A 16336-nucleotide genomic window follows, 5' to 3' on the forward strand; every position below is an offset into this window, starting at 1 on the left:
GTGCCCGATGAACCCAAGGGGCATGGAGCCCACGCAAGTCAAGACTCATGGCCCATCACTGCGGGCCACCTGAAATGAAAAAGCCCGCTTGAAGCGGGCCTCATGGCTGAGCGATCAATCAATCAATCAATCGATCAATCCATTCATTTAGCCAGTAACTGATTGGTCGCCGCCACATCCTCGGGCTTCAAGATGCCCGCGGCCTGCCGCAGCTTCAGGTTCAGCAAGACGGTTTCATTGCGCGCCTTGGCCAAATCACGCTGGGTGGAGAAGAGCTGGGTTTGCGCATTCAAGACATCCAGATTGACCCGCACGCCGACCTTGTAGCCCAACTGGGTGGCATCCAAAGCCAACTTGGTCGAAGCCTCCGCAGCTTCGAGCGCCTTCACCTGCGCCGCTTGCGAAAGCACACCGAAGAAGAAGCTGCGCGTCCCTTCCGAGACCCCGCGGCGCGCATTGGCCAGGTCCTGACGGGCTTTCTCTTCCAGCACCAGGGCTTCCTTGACCTTGTTTTGACTGGCGCCGCCGGTGTAGAGCGGCAGATTGACCGACAGCCCCAGGCTGCCACTAGCCGTGGTGCCGGTGGTGCCAGCCAGCTTGGCACCTTCACCCCGCGAATCGAGCGCGCCGACCTTGCCGTTGAGATCCACCGTCAGGCCATCAGAGGCGCGTGCCTTGCCAGTTTCCAAGATCGAGGAATCCACGCCGGCCTTGGCCTTGCGGATCTGTGGATGCTGCTCTTCGGCCAGCGCCACCCAGGGTTCCACCGTGGCGGGCGCTAAGGCAGGCAGGGCCACCGGCACGGCCAAGGGTTTGGGATCCACCGGCTTGCCGACCAGATGATTCAGCTTCAAACGTTTGACCTGCAGGTCATTGTCGGCCGCGATCTCGGCAGCCACCGCCAAGTCAAACTTGGCTTGCGCTTCACGGGTGTCGGTGATGGTCGAGGTGCCCACCTCAAAATTGCGCTTGGCCGAGGCCAACTGCTCTGCGAATGCAGCCTTGGCCGCACGGGTGGTGGACAAGGCGTCTTTGGCGGAGAGTGCGTCAAAGTAAGCCTGCGCCAAGCGCACAATCAAATCCTGCTCGGCGGTCTCAAGGTCGGCCGCAGACAAGTCCAAACCCAAACGGGCCTGTTCAACGGTCAGGCGATTGCCTTTGTTGTAGAGGCTGTAGTTGCCACTCAGGCCCATTTGGACCGAATTGGTGCCGGTCCAGCCAAACTTCTTCATATCGACCTGAGAACTGGTCGCGCTGGCGCCGACACCCAGTGTCGGCTTCAACAAGGCCTCAGCTTGGCCCACTCGGTACTGGGCGACATCCGCTTGCGCACGCGCCGACAAATAGGTGGGATCGAAAGCCCGCGCCGTGTCGTACAACTCCAGCAGGCTTTGAGCGCGCGCCACACCGGCGGCACCGAAGGCCATCAGCAACGCCATACCGACTTGGCTCAAGGGGCGGCGCAATTTGTTTGCTTGATGGACTGGCATGAGCTTCCTCATTTGGGATTTGATTGTTGGTGTTGACGATCTTTGCCGCTGAGCGTTTCGCAGCCGTTCACGACCTTGGCACGCTGCGCAGCAATCATGGTTTCAGTATCTCGGCACTGCAGGGTCCGCCTCAAGCGACCATGCATCAATGCCACCGGCGAGGTTATAGACGCTTTCGAAACCCGCGCGCTGCAGAAATGCGACGACTTGCAGACTTCTAACCCCGTGATGGCAATAACAGACGATGGGCTGCGTGGGCTCCAGTTCTTCAAATCGGGCCGGCACCTGCCCCATCGGCATCAGCAGGCTGGGCATGCCGTCGATACGGATGCTGGCCAACTGCGCCTCCCAGGGTTCACGCACATCCAACAACAGGGGCGGCTGCGCCGACTGGCTCAGCGATAGCAATTCATCCACCCCAATTTGAACTGACATACCGCTTGTGCTCAGAAGCTGAAGGCTTGGGCTGAAGCAAAGCCTTGCAGACGCGGCGCCACGGTGTCAAACAGATTGACGGTGCGGAAGTCTTTCTCGCCGACGCGAGTGATCAACTGCGCTTGCATGACCGGCTCAGCGCCCACAATCGCTGCCAGGCGTCCGCCGACCTTGAGCTGAGCCAAGAGTCCTGCCGGCACTTCTTGCACCGAGCCCGACAGCAGAATCACATCAAACGGGCCTTCAGCGGCGAAACCTTGAGCGCCGTCTTGCTCACGCACCGTGACATTGGTCACCCCGGCACGCTTCAAGTTGGCAGCGGCCAAAGCGGCCAGCTCCGGATTGATCTCCAGCGAGAACACTTTCTGCGCGCGGTGGCCCAGCAGCGCGGCCATAAAGCCGCTGCCGGCGCCGACTTCCAGCACCTTCTCATGGCGAGCCACCTTCAACTCCTGCAGCAGGCGCGCTTCAACCCGAGGGGCCAGCATCTTCTGATCACCCGGCAGCGGCACTTCGGTGTCCATGAAGGCGATGCCGCGGTAGGCCGCCGGCACGAAATCCTCACGCTTGACCACCGCCAGCAGTTGCAGCACCTCGGCATCCAGCACATCCCAGGGGCGGATCTGCTGTTCGATCATATTGAAGCGGGCTTGTTCGATATTCATCTTGTCGTTTCCTTGACATTCAACGGCACCAGGGCGCCGCAGCACATTCATTCTGCAGAGATTCTATTTCCAGACCAACGACGCTTGGCCCAAACGGCCAGATCATCGAGATAGCAATAGATCACCGGCACCACCACCAGCGTCAGCAAAGACGAGGTGATCACGCCCCCAATCACCGCCTGACCCATCGGCGCGCGCTGCTCCGAGCCCTCGCTGAGCGCAAAGGCCAGCGGCACCATGCCGAAGACCATGGCCAAGGTGGTCATCAGAATCGGCCGCAGACGCACCTTGGCAGCATGCAGCAGCGCTTGCTCGCGGCCCATGGGCTCGGCGTCCACGCCGTAGGCATGCTCGCCCTGTCGCGAACGGATCGCAAAGTCGATCAGCAAAATCGCGTTCTTGGTGACCAGGCCCATCAACATCACGATGCCGATGATGCTGAACATATTCAGCGTCGAGCGGAACATCAGCAGCGCCAGGATCACGCCGATCAAGGTCAGCGGCAGCGAGCTCATCAAAGCCAGCGGCTGCAAAAAGCTCTTGAACTGGCTGGCCAGAATCATGTAGATGAACACCACCGCCAGGCCCAAGGCCCCCACCGCGTACTGGAAGGACTCGTTCATGTTTTTGGTGGAGCCGCCAAAGCTGTAGCGGTAGCCTGGCGGGAAAGCGATACCGTCCAGCACCGCCTTGATGTCGGCCGAAACCTCGCCGGAGCTGCGACCCAGGGCGTTGGCGTCAATCGTGATCTCGCGGCTCATATCGCGTCGATTGATCTGGTTCGGGCCGGTGGAGGCGTGCACGTCCGCCACCTGCGACAAGCGCACCACCCTCGCCGAGCCATCGGCCGCCGGCGCCACATTCAGCGGCAAACGCTGCAGATCAGACAAGGCGTTACGGCCCTCGGGCCCGAGCCGCACCACCACGTCATAGTTCTCGCCGTCTGGCGCCCGCCAGTTGCCGACAGTGGTGCCGGCCAAGAGGGTGCGCAGCGAGCCGGCCAACGCGTTGACGTTCAAGCCCACATCGGCGGCGACATCGCGCTTGACCTCGATGGAGACAGTCGGCTTGTTAGGCTTGAGCGTGGTATCGAGATCCACCAGGCCGGGGATCTTGATCAGCTCCGCTTGCACCTGCTTGGACAAGCGCTCCAGTTCGCCGAGGTCCGAGCCCTGGATGGAAAACTGCAGGCTTTTGCCTCCACCTAGATCGGTTTGCCCGATATTGGTGACGGTGATGCCCGCCACGGTCGAAAGCTTCTCGCGTATCGGCTGAGCCAAGTCGGCCACCGAGCGCTTGCGGTCCTTGCGATCCACCAGACGCACATAGATGGCCCCATAAATCTTGCCCGCAGCAAAACCGCTGTTGATGGTGGTGACGGTGTAGCGCACCTCGGGCAATTCGCGCAGCAGAAGGTCGATCTGCTTGGCGCGCGCCTCGGTCACTTCCAGACTGGAGCCCACCGGCGTGTAGAAATTGATCTGAGTTTCGGACAAATCGGCCTTGGGCACAAACTCCTTGCCCACACCACCCAGCAAGACAAAGCTGAACAAAAAAGTCGAGAGTGCAATGCCCAAGGTCGCGGCCTTGTGGCGCAGCGACCAACCCAAAATCTTTTGATAGGCCTCGGACAGCCACTCGGTGAAGTCATCGAACTTCAGCGTGATGCGGCCCAGGGTCTTGTCGTAGAGCGTCACCGGCGGGCCGCGATGCACCCCGTGCGCCTGCGGGTCGTGCCAAACGCTGCTCAGCATCGGATCCAGGGTGAAGCTGACGAACATCGAGATCAGCACCGCCGCCACGATGGTGATGCCGAACTCATGGAAGAACTTGCCGACGATGCCGCCCATAAAGCCGATTGGCAAAAACACCGCCACGATGGACAAGGTGGTGGCCAGCACTGCCAAGCCAATCTCGGCCGTACCGTCCAGCGCCGCCTGCTTGGGACTGGCGCCCATGGCGACATGGCGCACGATGTTCTCTCGCACCACGATGGCGTCATCGATCAACAAGCCCACGCACAGGCTCAGCGCCATCATGGTGATGTTGTTGATGGTGAAGCCGAACAAGTACATGAAGAGAAAGGTGCCGATCAAGGCAATCGGCAGCGTCAAGCCGGTGATGACGGTGGAGCGCCAGGAGTTCAGGAACAAGAACACGATCAGCACCGTCAGCGCCGCGCCTTCAAACAAGGTGCGCTGCACATTCGCCACCGAGACCCGAATCGCCCGCGAGTTGTCGCGGTTGATCTCGGTCTTGATGCCTTTAGGCGTGATGGGGGCGGCCTCCTTCAAAGCTCGCATCAAACCGTCCACCACCTCGATGGTGTTTTCGCCCTGGCTTTTTTGTACGCTCAAGAGCACGGTGCGTTGGCCGTTGTAGAGCGCCAGGCTTTCGACTTCCTGCGGGCCGTCCACCACATCGGCGACCTGCCAGAGTTTGATCGAGTTGCCGGCCTTGCGCGCCACCACGATGTCGCGGAAGTCTTCCGGCTTCTTCAGTCGCGCATTGATTTGCACCACCCGCTCTTGATCGGCCGAGCGGATCGAGCCCAGCGGCAGCTCCTGGTTCTCGCTCTTCACCGCCACTAACACCTGATCCACCGTGACGCCCAGCGACTCCATGGCCTGCGGACGCAGCCGCAGCTGCACCTGGCGTTGCAGGCCGCCCACCACGCTGACCGAGCCAACGCCGCGCACATTCTCCAGACGCTTTTGCAGCACTTGGGTGGCCCAGGTGGTCAGCTCCTGGGTGCTGCGTTGGCCATCGTCCGAGAGCACCGCCACATTGAAGATGGGCGTGCTTTGCGGGTCGAAGCGCGAGATGCGCGGGTCTTTCACCTCGTCGCGCAAGGTGGGCCGCATCAAGGCCACTTTTTCGCGCACATCCTCGGCGGCCTTGCGGCCATCAACATCGAGATTGAACTCGATGATGACGACCGAGGCGCCCTCGTAGGAGCGCGAGGTCAAGGTGTTGATGCCGGCCACCGTGTTGACGGCCTCCTCGACTTTCTTTGTGACTTCGCTCTCAACAATCTCCGGCGAGGCGCCGGGATAGTCCAACTGCACCACCACGGTGGGAAAGTCGATACTGGGAAATTGGTCCACCGACAGCCGCTGATAGCTGAACAGGCCCAAGACCACAAAGGCCAGCATGACCATCACGGCCATGACGGGGTTTTGAATCGAAACGCGGGTGAACCACATGGCGAGCGCCCCTGCCTCAGCGGGATGCGGCCGAGGCAGCGGGGCTGGGCATGGGCAGCTTCACCAAGCTGCCATCCGCCACCTGACCGGCTGCGCCGGTCAGCAGCAAATCACCCAGCTTGACGCCGGACAGCAGCTCCACCACCGGCTGTCCAGCCACCTCGCCGCTGCGCCCCAAAGTTACGTCCAGTGAGCGGGTCTTGCCGTCCACGATCTGCAGGACATAGGGGCGTGCCTTGTCGACCCGCACCGCTGTGGGTGGCACGAGCAGGCCTTCGGCCTCATCCAGCAAAATGCGCCCCCGGGCAAACATGCCATGACGCAAACCCGGCTGCCCTGTCACCTTCAGATAGACCAGCACGGCCCGTGACCCCGCCTGCGCCGCCGGGTTGATGCGGGCCAGCTGTGCCGGCACCTCGGCCGCCAAGCCGTCCACCTGCAAGAGAGCCCTCGCACCGGGCGCCAGACCGGCCGCCAACTCGGCAGGGATTGCCGCCTCCAACTCCATCTGCGCCAGATTGACGATTTCCAAAACACGCCCATCAATCGCCACGCGCTCCCCCGGCTGAGCCAAACGCTGGGACACCTGACCCGATATCGGCGCGATCAGCGTTGCGTCGGCTTGCGCCTTGCGGGCCAACTCGACGGCGGCCTTGGCAGCCAGGAAACTGGCTTCGGCCCCGGCGGCACTGGCTACCGCCGTGTCCAATGCAGTTGCGGAGATGAATCCTTGCGAGACCAGAGCCCGGTTGTTGTCCAAGGTGCGCCGCGCAATATCCAGCTGCGACTTGGCGGCCGACGCATTCTGTTCGGCTTGTTTCAAACGCCAATCCAACTCGGTGGCATCCAAACGCCCCAACACTTGGCCTGCGCGGACCGAATCGCCTTCGCGCGCACTCAAACTCGCCAATTCAGCGGCAACCTTGGCCTTGATCATGGCCGTCTCAATCGCCCGCAAACTGCCAGAAACCTCCAGAGCCCCAGAGAAGCGCTGCCGCTGCACCCGCAACACATCCAGCTCTCCGAGCACCAAGCCAATGGCTGCTTTCTCGGGCACCGGTGTCGAAGCTTGGCGCCCTTTGACGAACTTCATCACGAGAGCCCCGACCAGTGCCAGTCCGAGCACGCCAAGCGTCAATTTCAAGCCAAACTTCATCGCAGATGAACTTTCCCACACAAGGCAAAGACGAACGAAACCATAAGGATCAAAAACTCAGTGACCCAGCGGCTTGGCCAGCAAACCGCGCAAGATCAGGTCCACCTGAACCGCCAAGACCGCCGGCGCGTCGATTGTGGGGCCATGCAAGCGACAAGCGCCTAGGGAGTGTTGGTAAAGAATCATGTGCAGCATCGGGCCGATCAAGACCTGCACGGTTTCGGTCGGAGGCACCGGGCGGAACTCGCCGCTGGCAATGCCGCGTTCGATCAAACCACCCAACAAACGGTGAATGGGCTGCACCACTTCATCGACATAGAACCGGGCGAGATCCGGGAAATTCCGGGCCTCGGCCATCATGATCTTGCTGATGCCGCCCGCCGGACCCATCCCGACCTGTTGCCACCAAGCCTGCATCACATGGCACAACAAGTCGGTCACCGATCCCTGATGCTGAGCCGCCAAATCGACCGCCTCGGCAATACGGGCCGAGAGGTTCTCTCGAATCACGGCCTTGAACAACTCTTCCTTGCTTGGGTAGTAGAGGTAGAGCGTGCCCTTGGACACACCGGCCAAGGCAGCCACCTCTTCGGTACGGGTGGCCGCAAAGCCTTTTTCAACAAACAAGGTCAAGGCCGCCGCCAGCAACTCCTGCGGACGAGCTTCTTTTCGACGTTGACGGGGCGCGGTGCTCAAAAGGTAGGTCGCGCGATGGCGTTAATGACTCATTGGTCATTAATGTATGCGCCCGGCGCCGAGCCGGTCAAGTTTGGCCCCGATCAGCCAAGAGCGGTCATGAGCGCCAGCTATCATGCCGGCCATTCAATCTGAGGGAGCTGCGTTTGGACGCCATATTGCTGATCAAGGCCGCCATCATGGGCATTGTCGAAGGCCTGACCGAGTTTTTGCCCATTTCCAGCACGGGCCATTTGATCCTGGCCGGCGCCCTACTCGGCTTTGACGACGCCAAGAGCAAGGTGTTTGACATCGCCATCCAGACCGGCGCGATCTTTGCCGTGATCTTGGTGTACGGCCAGCGCCTGAGGGAAGTGGCGGTGGGCCTGGGTTCTGACGCGCGCGCGCGCCGCTTTGTGATCAATGTGGCCATCGGTTTCTTTCCTGCCGTGTTACTGGGCCTGCTGTTTGGCAAGGCGATCAAGGCACATCTGTTCACGCCCACCGTGGTGGCCACCACTTTCATCCTGGGTGGCTTCATCATCTTGTGGGCCGAGCGGCGTCAACAAACCGCGGTGCGGATTCAAACCGTGGACGATATGACCCCGCTGGACGCCCTGAAGGTCGGCATGATTCAGTGCTTGGCCATGGTGCCAGGCACCAGCCGTTCGGGCGCCACCATCATCGGGGGCATGCTGATGGGCTTGTCGCGCAAGGCGGCCACCGATTACTCCTTCTTCCTGGCCATTCCGACGCTGATTGGCGCCGGCGCCTACAGCCTCTACAAAGAGCGAGCCTTGCTCAGCGTGGAGGACATTCCGATGTTTGGCGTGGGGCTCTTGTTCTCCTTCATCAGCGCCTGGATTTGCGTGCGCTGGCTGCTTCGCTACATCTCCACCCACAGCTTTGTGCCCTTTGCCTATTACCGCATCGTCTTCGGCATCATCGTGCTGGCCACGGCCTGGAGCGGCTTGGTCGTGTGGGCGGACTGATCGCCCCTTCAGGCGCCAGCCTTTGAGCTGGGATCAGCCGGGCAGCTTCAGCCTCAAAGCTAAAATGCCGGCATGACGATCACGATCAAGACTGGCGCCGATATTGCGGCGCTGCGCATAGCCGGCCGCCTGGCCTCCGAAGTGCTTGACATGCTGACCCCGCATGTCAAGCCCGGCATCACCACCGAAGCCCTGGACAAGTTGGCGCATGACTACATCGTCAATGTGCAGCAAGCCATTCCAGCGCCACTGAACTACCAGCCGCCCGGCTACACGCCCTACCCCAAGTCCATCTGCACCTCGGTCAATGATGTGATTTGCCATGGCATCCCCGATGGCCGCGCCTTGAAGAACGGCGACATCGTCAACATCGACGTCACCGTCATCAAAGACGGCTGGCATGGCGACACCAGTCGCATGTTTGTGGTGGGTGAAGGCTCTATCGCTGCCAAGCGCTTGTGCGCCCTCACCTACGAAGCAATGTGGAAGGGCATCGCCAAGGTCAAGCCCGGCGCCTACCTGGGCGACATTGGTCATGCCATTCAGACCTTTGTCGAGAACGCGGGCTTCTCGGTGGTGCGAGAGTTCTGCGGCCACGGCATCGGCCAGGTCTTCCACGAAGAACCGCAAGTGCTGCATTACGGCCGCCCCGGCACGCTGGACGTCTTGGTGCCCGGCATGGTCTTCACCATCGAACCCATGGTGAACGCCGGCCAGCGCCATATGCGCGAGCACAACGACGGTTGGACCATCAAGACCAAGGACCGCTCGCTCTCGGCCCAATGGGAGCACACCTTGGTGGTGACCGAAACCGGTTACGAGGTTTTCACCTTGTCGGCCGGCAGCCCCCCCCCGCCCGCCTTCATCAGCGGCTGAGTTGATGGGCAATCGCGCCTTGCCGGACTCCGTCACGCCTCTGCCCAGCCTTGCGGAGCTGCGCCAAAGCTTCAAGGCCGGCAAGCTTGCCTTGATCAGCGCGTTTCGGGAAGCGCCTCCCACGCAAAGAGCCGCCGCCCAATTGCTGCGCCAGTTGGCTCGCCATGTCGATGCCAAGCTGCAGCAGTTGTGGATGCACGCCGACATGCCCGCAGGCGCCTGCCTGGTGGCCGTGGGCGGCTATGGTCGCGCCGAGTTATTCCCGCATTCCGATGTGGATGTGCTGGTGCTCTTGCCCGACGGGGTTGAGGCGCACACCAATGGCCCGGTGAAGACCTCCATCGAAGCCTTCATCACCGCCTGCTGGGACATCGGCCTGGAAATCGGCTCCTCGGTTCGCACCTTGGGCGAATGCTTGCAGGAAGCAGCGGCGGATGTCACCGTGCAAACCGCCTTGCTGGAAGCCCGATTGCTGGCCGGCAAACGCACACAGTTCATGTCGCTGGAGCAGGCGCTGATGGCGGCCATGGACGCCAAGGCTTTTTTGCGCGCGAAAACACTGGAAGCCCGGCAGCGTCACATCAAGTACGACGACACGCCCTACTCGCTGGAACCCAATTGCAAGGAAAGCCCGGGCGGACTGCGCGATCTGCAGGTGCTGATCTGGATCGCGCGCGCCGCCGGCCTGGGCAAGACCTGGAAGGCCTTGGCCGACCGCGGCTTGATCACCGCCTTTGAGAGCCGCCAGTTGCAGCGCAATGAAGGCTTGTTGAAGCTGATTCGCGCGCGCCTGCACAGCGTGGCCGGGCGTCGCGAAGACCGGCTGGTGTTTGACCTTCAGAACGCCGTGGCCGAGAGTTTCGGCTACCAAGCCAGCCAGGGTCATCGTGCCTCCGAGGTGCTGATGCGGCGCTACTACTGGGCGGCCAAGGCGGTCACCCAGCTGAATCAGATCTTGCTGCTGAACCTGGAAGAGCAGGTCAACGGTTCTCAGCAGCAGCTGATGCGGCGCATTGATCATCACTTCCTGGATCGCGCCGGCATGCTGGAGGTCGAAAGCGACGACCTCTACCTGCGCGAGCCGCACGCCATCCTGCGCACCTTCTTGGTCTATCAGCAAACGCCGGGCATCAAAGGGCTTTCTGCTCGCACCCTGCGCGCGCTCTACAACGCACGCGAGCTGATGAACAGCGCCTTCCGGCGCGACCCGGCCAATCGCGCCACCTTCATGCAGATCCTGCGCCAGTCCGAAGGCCAAACGCATGCGATGCGGCTGATGAACCAGACCTCGGTGCTGGGGCGTTACTTGTGGGTATTCCGCAGCATCGTCGGACAGATGCAGCACGACCTGTTCCACGTCTACACGGTGGACCAGCACATCCTGATGGTGCTGCGCAATGTACGGCGCTTCTTCATTCCCGAGCATGCCCACGAGTACCCGTTTTGCTCGCAGCTGGCAGCGCAATGGGACAAGCCGGAGCTGCTCTATATCGCGGCGCTCTTCCATGATGTGGCCAAGGGCCGCGGCGGCGACCACTCCGATCTGGGGGCGGTGGAAGTGCGTCGCTTTTGCCGTGATCACGGCCTGAACAAGGAAGACACCGAGCTGGCCGTCTTTCTGGTCCAGCATCACCTGACCCTCTCCAGGGTGGCGCAAAAGGAAGACCTGTCCGACCCCGATGTGATCCAGCGCTTCACCCAAAAAATGGGCGATGCGCGCCACCTCACCGCGCTCTATTTGCTGACGGTAGCCGACATCCGCGGCACCAGCCCCAAGGTCTGGAATGCCTGGAAGAGCAAGCTGCTGGAAGACCTTTACCGCATCAGCCTGCGTGCGCTCGGCGGCGCTCAGCCCAACCTGACCGCCGACATCGAGGCCCGCAAGCAAGAGGCACGCCAAGCCTTGGCCCTGCACTCGATGCTGCCCGATACCGAAGCCGAGCTTTGGGGCACCTTGCAGCTCAGCTACTTTGCTCGCCACGAAGCCAACGACCTGGCCTGGCATGCGCGCTCGCTGTGGCGCCATGTACTGACGGACAAACCCATCGTGCGAGCCCGCCCTTCACCGATTGGGGAAGGCTTGCAGGTCCTGGTCTATTCGCCCGATGCCCAAGATTTGTTCGCTCGCATTTGCGGCTATTTCGACGGCGCCGGCTTCAACATCCTGGATGCCAAGGTGCACACCACCCGTAAGGGCTTTGCGTTGGATACCTTCCAGGTGCTGAGTCCGGATATGGACTTGCATCACCGCGACCTGGTCTCCTTGGTCGAAGCCAAGCTAACCCAGGCCTTGATGGCAGAGGGCCCACTGCCGGAGCCGCGCCGTGGGCGCCTTTCCCGGCGCGTCAAGTCCTTCCCCTTCACCCCGCGCATTGCACTGCGCCCGGACGAGCGAGCGCAACATTGGCTGCTGTCCATCAGCACCAGTGACCGCGCCGGCCTGCTGTACGCGATTGCACGGGTGTTGGCGCGTCACGGCATCAATTTGCAACTGGCCAAGATCTCGACCTTGGGCGAACGGGTGGAGGATACCTTCTTGGTCGACGGTGCGGCGCTGCAGCAAAACAAGGCGCAGTTGCAGATCGAAAGCGAGTTGCTGGACGCCGTGTCACTGCAGTTATGAAGCCACCCTCCATCCTGATTGAGGCCGCGCAGGCCCTGGCCCAGCTGAGCGAGTTTGACGCCATCATCGACGTGCGCTCGCCGGCCGAGTTTGCCGAAGACCATGTGCCCGGTGCGCTCAACTGGCCGGTGCTGGACAACGAAGAGCGCCACCGGGTCGGCCTGCTTTACAAGAGCTCGCCTTTCGAGGCGCGCAAGATCGGCGCGGCCCTGGTCGCGCGCAATATCGCCCGCCATCTGGACGAGCATGCCGAGCCTTTGTCGCGCGGCTGGCGCCCGCTTGTCTATTGCTGGCGGGGCGGCCAGCGCTCCGGCGCGATGACTTGGTTTTTGGGTCAGATTGGCTTCAAGGCGCGCCAGTTGCAAGGCGGCTACAAGGCCTACCGGGCCGAAGTCCGAGAGACCTTGGAGACTCTGCCGCAAGGTTTGCAGCTCCATGTCTTGTGCGGGCGCACCGGCACCGGCAAGACGCGGCTCTTGCATGCGCTGGAGCGCCTCGGCGCCCAGGTGCTGGACCTGGAGGCCATGGCTGAGCATCGCGGCTCGGTCTTGGGTGCCCTGCCCGATCAAAAACAACCCAGCCAGAAACGCTTCGACAGCATGCTGTGGCAGCGCATGCGAAGTTTCGACCCGGCGCGGCCGGTTTTTGTGGAAAGCGAGAGTCGCAAGATCGGCCAGCTGCGCATGCCCGCCTCGCTTTACGAAGCGCTGCGAAACAGCCAGCATCTTTACTGGCTGCAAATGGACGATGACGCGCGCGTGCAATTGCTGCTGCAAGACTATGCGCATTTCATGGGTCAGCCCGAGCAGTTCTGCGCCCGCCTAGATGCCTTGATTCCGATGCGCGGGCATGAACGCGTCAAGCGTTGGCAAGAACAGGCCCGCAGCGGTGACTGGGCCAATGCCTTTCGTGAGCTGATGCTGGAGCATTACGACCCCGGCTACGAACGGTCTTTGGCGAATCACTACCCTCAATTGGCCCAGGCGCGTCGCTTGACCTTGACCGATGCACAGGCTCAATCACTGGAGACCGGCGCGCGCGAGTTGTTAGCTCTTGATTGATCAGAGAGACTGGCTTTCTCCCTGATCCGAAAGCCAGCAAGCACAAACGCCTCTTGTTTGGCGGACATCAAGCAGGTGTTTGTCTTGATGCCCATCAAGGCCCGGCTCGTGCGAGCATGGCACCATGCAACGCTTGAATCGATAACCCATGCAAATCCTCGAAACCGAAAAGGCCCTGCAGCAATCTCGCCAGTTCGGCGTGAAGCCAATCCCGATGTTGCGCCCTTTGGGATGGTTGGCCCGGGGCTGGGGAGATTTGTGCCGCTGCCCTGGCCCCTCGCTGGCCCATGGCTTGGTGCTGGCCCTCATCGGCGCCCTGATCTTCTTGCTCGCAAAAGATCGGTTCTGGCTTCTGGCCGGCGCTTTCAGCGGCTTCTTGCTGGTTGCGCCGATTCTTGCGACCGGTCTTTACGTCATCAGCCGAGACTTGGAACGAGGACAGAAGCCGAGTTTTGCGACCGTGCTGCGCGCCTGGCGCCCGCGCGACGGTCGATTGGTGGTGTTCGGCGTGCTGCTGGCATTTGCTGGCACCGGCTGGGTCATGACCTCGGCCTCCTTGGTCACCAGCTTCACCAGCTCGCCCATTCATGCGCCGATGGACTTTCTCCACCATGTGGTGCTCAACGAAGAGTCGCATTTGTTCGAAGCCTGGCTGGCCTTGGGTGCCCTGCTGGCGGCCCCAGTTTTTGCCTCCACCATGATCACCGTTCCCTTGCTGCTGGATCGCAAGATTGGCGAAGTCAGCATCTTGGGCGCCGTCTTCACGAGTTGGCGCGTGGTGATGGAGTACCCCGCCCCGGTCGCCTTGTGGGCCGCACTGATCATGTTGCTGACCCTGTTCGGCATGGCCACGCTGATGCTCGGACTGATCGTCATCATGCCCTGGCTCGGCCATGCCAGCTGGCACGCCTACCGTGACCTGGTCTCGACCCGAGACTGACTCAAACACCAAAACAACGAGAAGTACCCGGATGTTTGGATACAGCGAACAAGAAATTGCCCAAATTGGCCTGACCTGGGGCGTCGGCGCGTTCATGCTGTACATGGTGTTCATCATCTTGCAGCTGGCGCGTGAGTCCAAGGCCGGCCGCTTTGGGACCTTCATCCTGCTCTTGGGTCTGGGCTTTGGTCTGGTTGGCTTTTTGGCCAAAGGCGTTCTGAAATGGTTTATGGCGGGCCTGGGCTCATGAGCGTCCGCAAGACCGCCACCCGCAGCTTCCGTCATTCCTGGCTTGAAGACGCCCAAGCCCTGATCACCGGCACCTTGTTCGTGGCCATTGGCGTGGCCTTATTCAAGCAGGCCGGCCTGCTCACGGGCGGTACCGTCGGCATCGCGTTCTTGATCCATTACGCCGTGGGATTGCCGTTTGGTGCCTTGTTTTTCGCGATCAACCTGCCCTTTTATTGGCTGGCGTACCGACGCATGGGCTTGCCCTTCACGGTGAAAACAATCGGGGCGGTGAGCCTGATGGCGGTACTGGCGGAAGTTTTGCCGCGCTGGCTGCAGTTCGCGCAACTGAACGTCTGGTTCGCGGCCATCGCCGGCGGCCTGTTGATTGGCGCTGGCATGCTGATCCTGTTCCGCCACCGAGCCTCCTTGGGTGGGCTCAATGTGGTGGTGATGTACCTGCAAGAAAAACGCGGCTGGCGCGCGGGCTATGTGCAGGCAGGTCTGGATGGCCTCATCCTGCTCAGCGCCCTTGCCTTTGTGCCCGCCGAAAAAGTAGGCATGTCCCTGCTGGGCATGCTGGCCATCAATGCGGCGCTGGCGGTAAACCACCGGCCGGGCCGTTATCTGGCGGTCTGAAGCCTCACTCAGCGCTTGGTCGAAGAGTCCCAATGCTCGGCGGTCTTGCCGCTGCCCTTGGGGTCAGGCAAGGTTTGTACGAAAGCCAGAAACACCTTGTCGCCGCACCAAAGAATCGGACTTCACCCGGCAAAAAAGGCAAGCGAGCCCTTACGCGAATGAACCAACTCAGAGCAAAGCGCTGTACCAGCGCAGCTCAAGTAACTTGCGAGCCAAGCGGTGGCTGCGGCCCTCGGGATCCGCCAGATCATGCAAGATGTCAAAGTGATTGAAGCCCGGGACCTCTTCGCAGATGGGCACCGCACGCTGACCCCAGGCCTGCCGGAGCAGTTGCGTCTGGCGCTTGAATTCTTCGCTCTCGTCAGCGCCCACGATGGCATAGACCGGCGCCTCCGGCGCGGGGAAATGCACAGGGCTGAGCCGCTTCACAGCGTCGGCATCCAAATTCAGGTCGGCCTGCAGAAACGGTGTTTGCCGAATCGGCGCCAAGTCGTGAACGCCTGAGATAGACAGCACGCCCTTGACCAAATGATGCGGCAGATCCGGCGCGACCGATTTCCAGTCGCAGCAGCTGAGCATGGTGGCCAAGTGCCCACCGGCAGAATGCCCGGCCAAGACGATGCGATTCGGGTCGCCGCCATGTTCGGCCGCATGGCGCCAAACCCAGGCCAGCGCTTGCACCAGTTGCAGGGCAATGCGATCAATCCCCACCTCCGGGCACAAGGAGTAGTTCGGCACGATCACCATGGCGCCTTCGTCTGCGAAGGCGCTGGCCAGAAAGGAATGGTCAGACTTGTCTAACGCGCGCCAATAGCCGCCGTGCAAAAAGACCAGCACCGGCGCTTTGTGAACATCAGCAGGGAACAAATCCAACCGCTCCATCGGCCCATCGCCATAAGGCAGATTGAGCTTGCAGAACATCTTCTCGCGCACCAGTTGCGACGCGCGCGCCCAGCGATCCAACAAAACCTCACTGTTACTCACCCGGAGTCGGTTGTTGTACTGAGCATCAAACCAGTCGGGGCTGTGATGGCGCATGAAGTGTCCTTGAATTGACTTGCAATTGGGATTGAACACAAGTGTCGCCCAAACTGCTGCAAGCTCGCCACTGCGAGCGCCCTCTACTGCCAAATGGCGCAGCAAAACTGCGACACCCAGCAGACTCGCAGACCGTCAAGACTCGTCGTTCGGGATGCTTCGGAAACAAAAAATCCACCTGCGCCTATGCAGGCGGGTGGATTGATTGCGCCCTTTTGAAAGGGCTGCCTCGATGCGATTGCCGAGACCTATTTGGTGGGCGGTGCAGGGTTCGAACCTGCGACCCCTGCCGTGTGAAGGCAGTGCTCTACC

At 61.4% G+C, this 16336-nt stretch carries 14 protein-coding genes; 7 read left to right on the plus strand and 7 right to left on the minus strand.

Features of this window, described 5'->3' with window-relative positions:
* Window positions 1-143: 143 nt before the first annotated feature.
* From ACOVRJ_RS02310 to ACOVRJ_RS02335, 6 genes are all read right to left on the minus strand, one after another.
* Complete coding sequence (locus ACOVRJ_RS02310; RefSeq protein ID WP_422042291.1) at window positions 144-1490, minus strand: TolC family outer membrane protein; 1347 nt, start codon at window positions 1488-1490, stop codon at window positions 144-146.
* Window positions 1491-1592: 102 nt separating this feature from the next.
* Window positions 1593-1925 carry a rhodanese-like domain-containing protein gene (locus tag ACOVRJ_RS02315; RefSeq protein WP_422042292.1) on the minus strand — a complete coding sequence of 111 codons (333 nt, stop codon included), beginning with the start codon at window positions 1923-1925 and terminating at the stop codon, window positions 1593-1595.
* An 11-nt stretch (window positions 1926-1936) separates the two neighbouring features.
* Window positions 1937-2590 carry a protein-L-isoaspartate O-methyltransferase family protein gene (locus tag ACOVRJ_RS02320; protein ID WP_422042293.1) on the minus strand — a complete coding sequence of 218 codons (654 nt, stop codon included), beginning with the start codon at window positions 2588-2590 and terminating at the stop codon, window positions 1937-1939.
* 47 nt (window positions 2591-2637) lie between these two features.
* A complete protein-coding gene (locus ACOVRJ_RS02325) occupies window positions 2638-5796 on the minus strand; it encodes an efflux RND transporter permease subunit (protein ID WP_422042294.1) in 3159 nt (1052 codons plus the stop codon).
* A gap of 16 nt (window positions 5797-5812) precedes the next feature.
* Window positions 5813-6940: an efflux RND transporter periplasmic adaptor subunit gene (locus ACOVRJ_RS02330; RefSeq protein ID WP_422042295.1), complete on the minus strand. Its 1128-nt coding sequence runs from the start codon at window positions 6938-6940 to the stop codon at window positions 5813-5815.
* A 69-nt stretch (window positions 6941-7009) separates the two neighbouring features.
* Window positions 7010-7648: a TetR family transcriptional regulator gene (locus ACOVRJ_RS02335; RefSeq protein WP_422042296.1), complete on the minus strand. Its 639-nt coding sequence runs from the start codon at window positions 7646-7648 to the stop codon at window positions 7010-7012.
* A gap of 146 nt (window positions 7649-7794) precedes the next feature.
* On the opposite strand from ACOVRJ_RS02335, the gene ACOVRJ_RS02340 reads away from it, so the two are divergent.
* The 7 genes from ACOVRJ_RS02340 (at window position 7795) to ACOVRJ_RS02370 (ending at window position 14986) form a co-directional block, all read left to right on the plus strand.
* On the plus strand, window positions 7795-8619 hold the full coding sequence (locus ACOVRJ_RS02340; RefSeq protein ID WP_422042297.1) for an undecaprenyl-diphosphate phosphatase: 825 nt from the start codon (window positions 7795-7797) through the stop codon (window positions 8617-8619).
* Window positions 8620-8691: 72 nt separating this feature from the next.
* Window positions 8692-9495 carry a type I methionyl aminopeptidase gene (map, locus tag ACOVRJ_RS02345; RefSeq protein WP_422042298.1) on the plus strand — a complete coding sequence of 268 codons (804 nt, stop codon included), beginning with the start codon at window positions 8692-8694 and terminating at the stop codon, window positions 9493-9495.
* Between the two features lie 4 nt (window positions 9496-9499).
* The gene (locus ACOVRJ_RS02350; protein WP_422042299.1) at window positions 9500-12118 is read left to right on the plus strand and encodes a [protein-PII] uridylyltransferase; all 2619 of its coding nucleotides are present in this window, start codon (window positions 9500-9502) and stop codon (window positions 12116-12118) included.
* Window positions 12115-13179, plus strand: a complete 1065-nt coding sequence (mnmH, locus tag ACOVRJ_RS02355) for a tRNA 2-selenouridine(34) synthase MnmH (RefSeq protein ID WP_422042300.1) — start codon at window positions 12115-12117, stop codon at window positions 13177-13179. The genes ACOVRJ_RS02350 and mnmH overlap by 4 nt, the downstream gene beginning before the upstream one ends.
* Window positions 13180-13327: 148 nt before the next feature.
* A complete protein-coding gene (locus ACOVRJ_RS02360; RefSeq protein ID WP_422042301.1) occupies window positions 13328-14119 on the plus strand; it encodes a DUF2189 domain-containing protein in 792 nt (263 codons plus the stop codon).
* 31 nt (window positions 14120-14150) lie between these two features.
* Window positions 14151-14369, plus strand: a complete 219-nt coding sequence (locus ACOVRJ_RS02365) for a DUF2788 domain-containing protein (RefSeq protein WP_422042302.1) — start codon at window positions 14151-14153, stop codon at window positions 14367-14369.
* Complete coding sequence (locus ACOVRJ_RS02370; protein ID WP_422042303.1) at window positions 14366-14986, plus strand: YitT family protein; 621 nt, start codon at window positions 14366-14368, stop codon at window positions 14984-14986. Before ACOVRJ_RS02365 ends, ACOVRJ_RS02370 begins: the two co-directional genes overlap by 4 nt.
* A 168-nt stretch (window positions 14987-15154) precedes the next feature.
* Here ACOVRJ_RS02370 and ACOVRJ_RS02375 read toward each other — a convergent pair whose 3' ends face one another.
* Window positions 15155-16024 carry an alpha/beta hydrolase gene (locus ACOVRJ_RS02375; RefSeq protein ID WP_422042304.1) on the minus strand — a complete coding sequence of 290 codons (870 nt, stop codon included), beginning with the start codon at window positions 16022-16024 and terminating at the stop codon, window positions 15155-15157.
* Window positions 16025-16336 lie beyond the last annotated feature (312 nt).

This window comes from Roseateles sp., from assembly GCF_049240545.1.
Classification (GTDB): Bacteria; Pseudomonadota; Gammaproteobacteria; order Burkholderiales; family Burkholderiaceae_C; genus Paucibacter_A.

Excerpts from the sequence above, each read along its gene's own strand:
- ACOVRJ_RS02310 (WP_422042291.1), bottom strand. The coding sequence starts at position 1,490 with ATGCCAGTCCATCAAGCAAACAAATTGCGCCGCCCCTTGAGCCAAGTC.
- ACOVRJ_RS02315 (WP_422042292.1), bottom strand. The coding sequence starts at position 1,925 with ATGTCAGTTCAAATTGGGGTGGATGAATTGCTATCGCTGAGCCAGTCG.
- ACOVRJ_RS02320 (WP_422042293.1), bottom strand. The coding sequence starts at position 2,590 with ATGAATATCGAACAAGCCCGCTTCAATATGATCGAACAGCAGATCCGC.
- ACOVRJ_RS02325 (WP_422042294.1), bottom strand. The coding sequence starts at position 5,796 with ATGTGGTTCACCCGCGTTTCGATTCAAAACCCCGTCATGGCCGTGATG.
- map (WP_422042298.1), top strand. The coding sequence starts at position 8,692 with ATGACGATCACGATCAAGACTGGCGCCGATATTGCGGCGCTGCGCATA.
- ACOVRJ_RS02350 (WP_422042299.1), top strand. The coding sequence starts at position 9,500 with ATGGGCAATCGCGCCTTGCCGGACTCCGTCACGCCTCTGCCCAGCCTT.
- mnmH (WP_422042300.1), top strand. The coding sequence starts at position 12,115 with ATGAAGCCACCCTCCATCCTGATTGAGGCCGCGCAGGCCCTGGCCCAG.
- ACOVRJ_RS02360 (WP_422042301.1), top strand. The coding sequence starts at position 13,328 with ATGCAAATCCTCGAAACCGAAAAGGCCCTGCAGCAATCTCGCCAGTTC.
- ACOVRJ_RS02365 (WP_422042302.1), top strand. The coding sequence starts at position 14,151 with ATGTTTGGATACAGCGAACAAGAAATTGCCCAAATTGGCCTGACCTGG.
- ACOVRJ_RS02370 (WP_422042303.1), top strand. The coding sequence starts at position 14,366 with ATGAGCGTCCGCAAGACCGCCACCCGCAGCTTCCGTCATTCCTGGCTT.
- ACOVRJ_RS02375 (WP_422042304.1), bottom strand. The coding sequence starts at position 16,024 with ATGCGCCATCACAGCCCCGACTGGTTTGATGCTCAGTACAACAACCGA.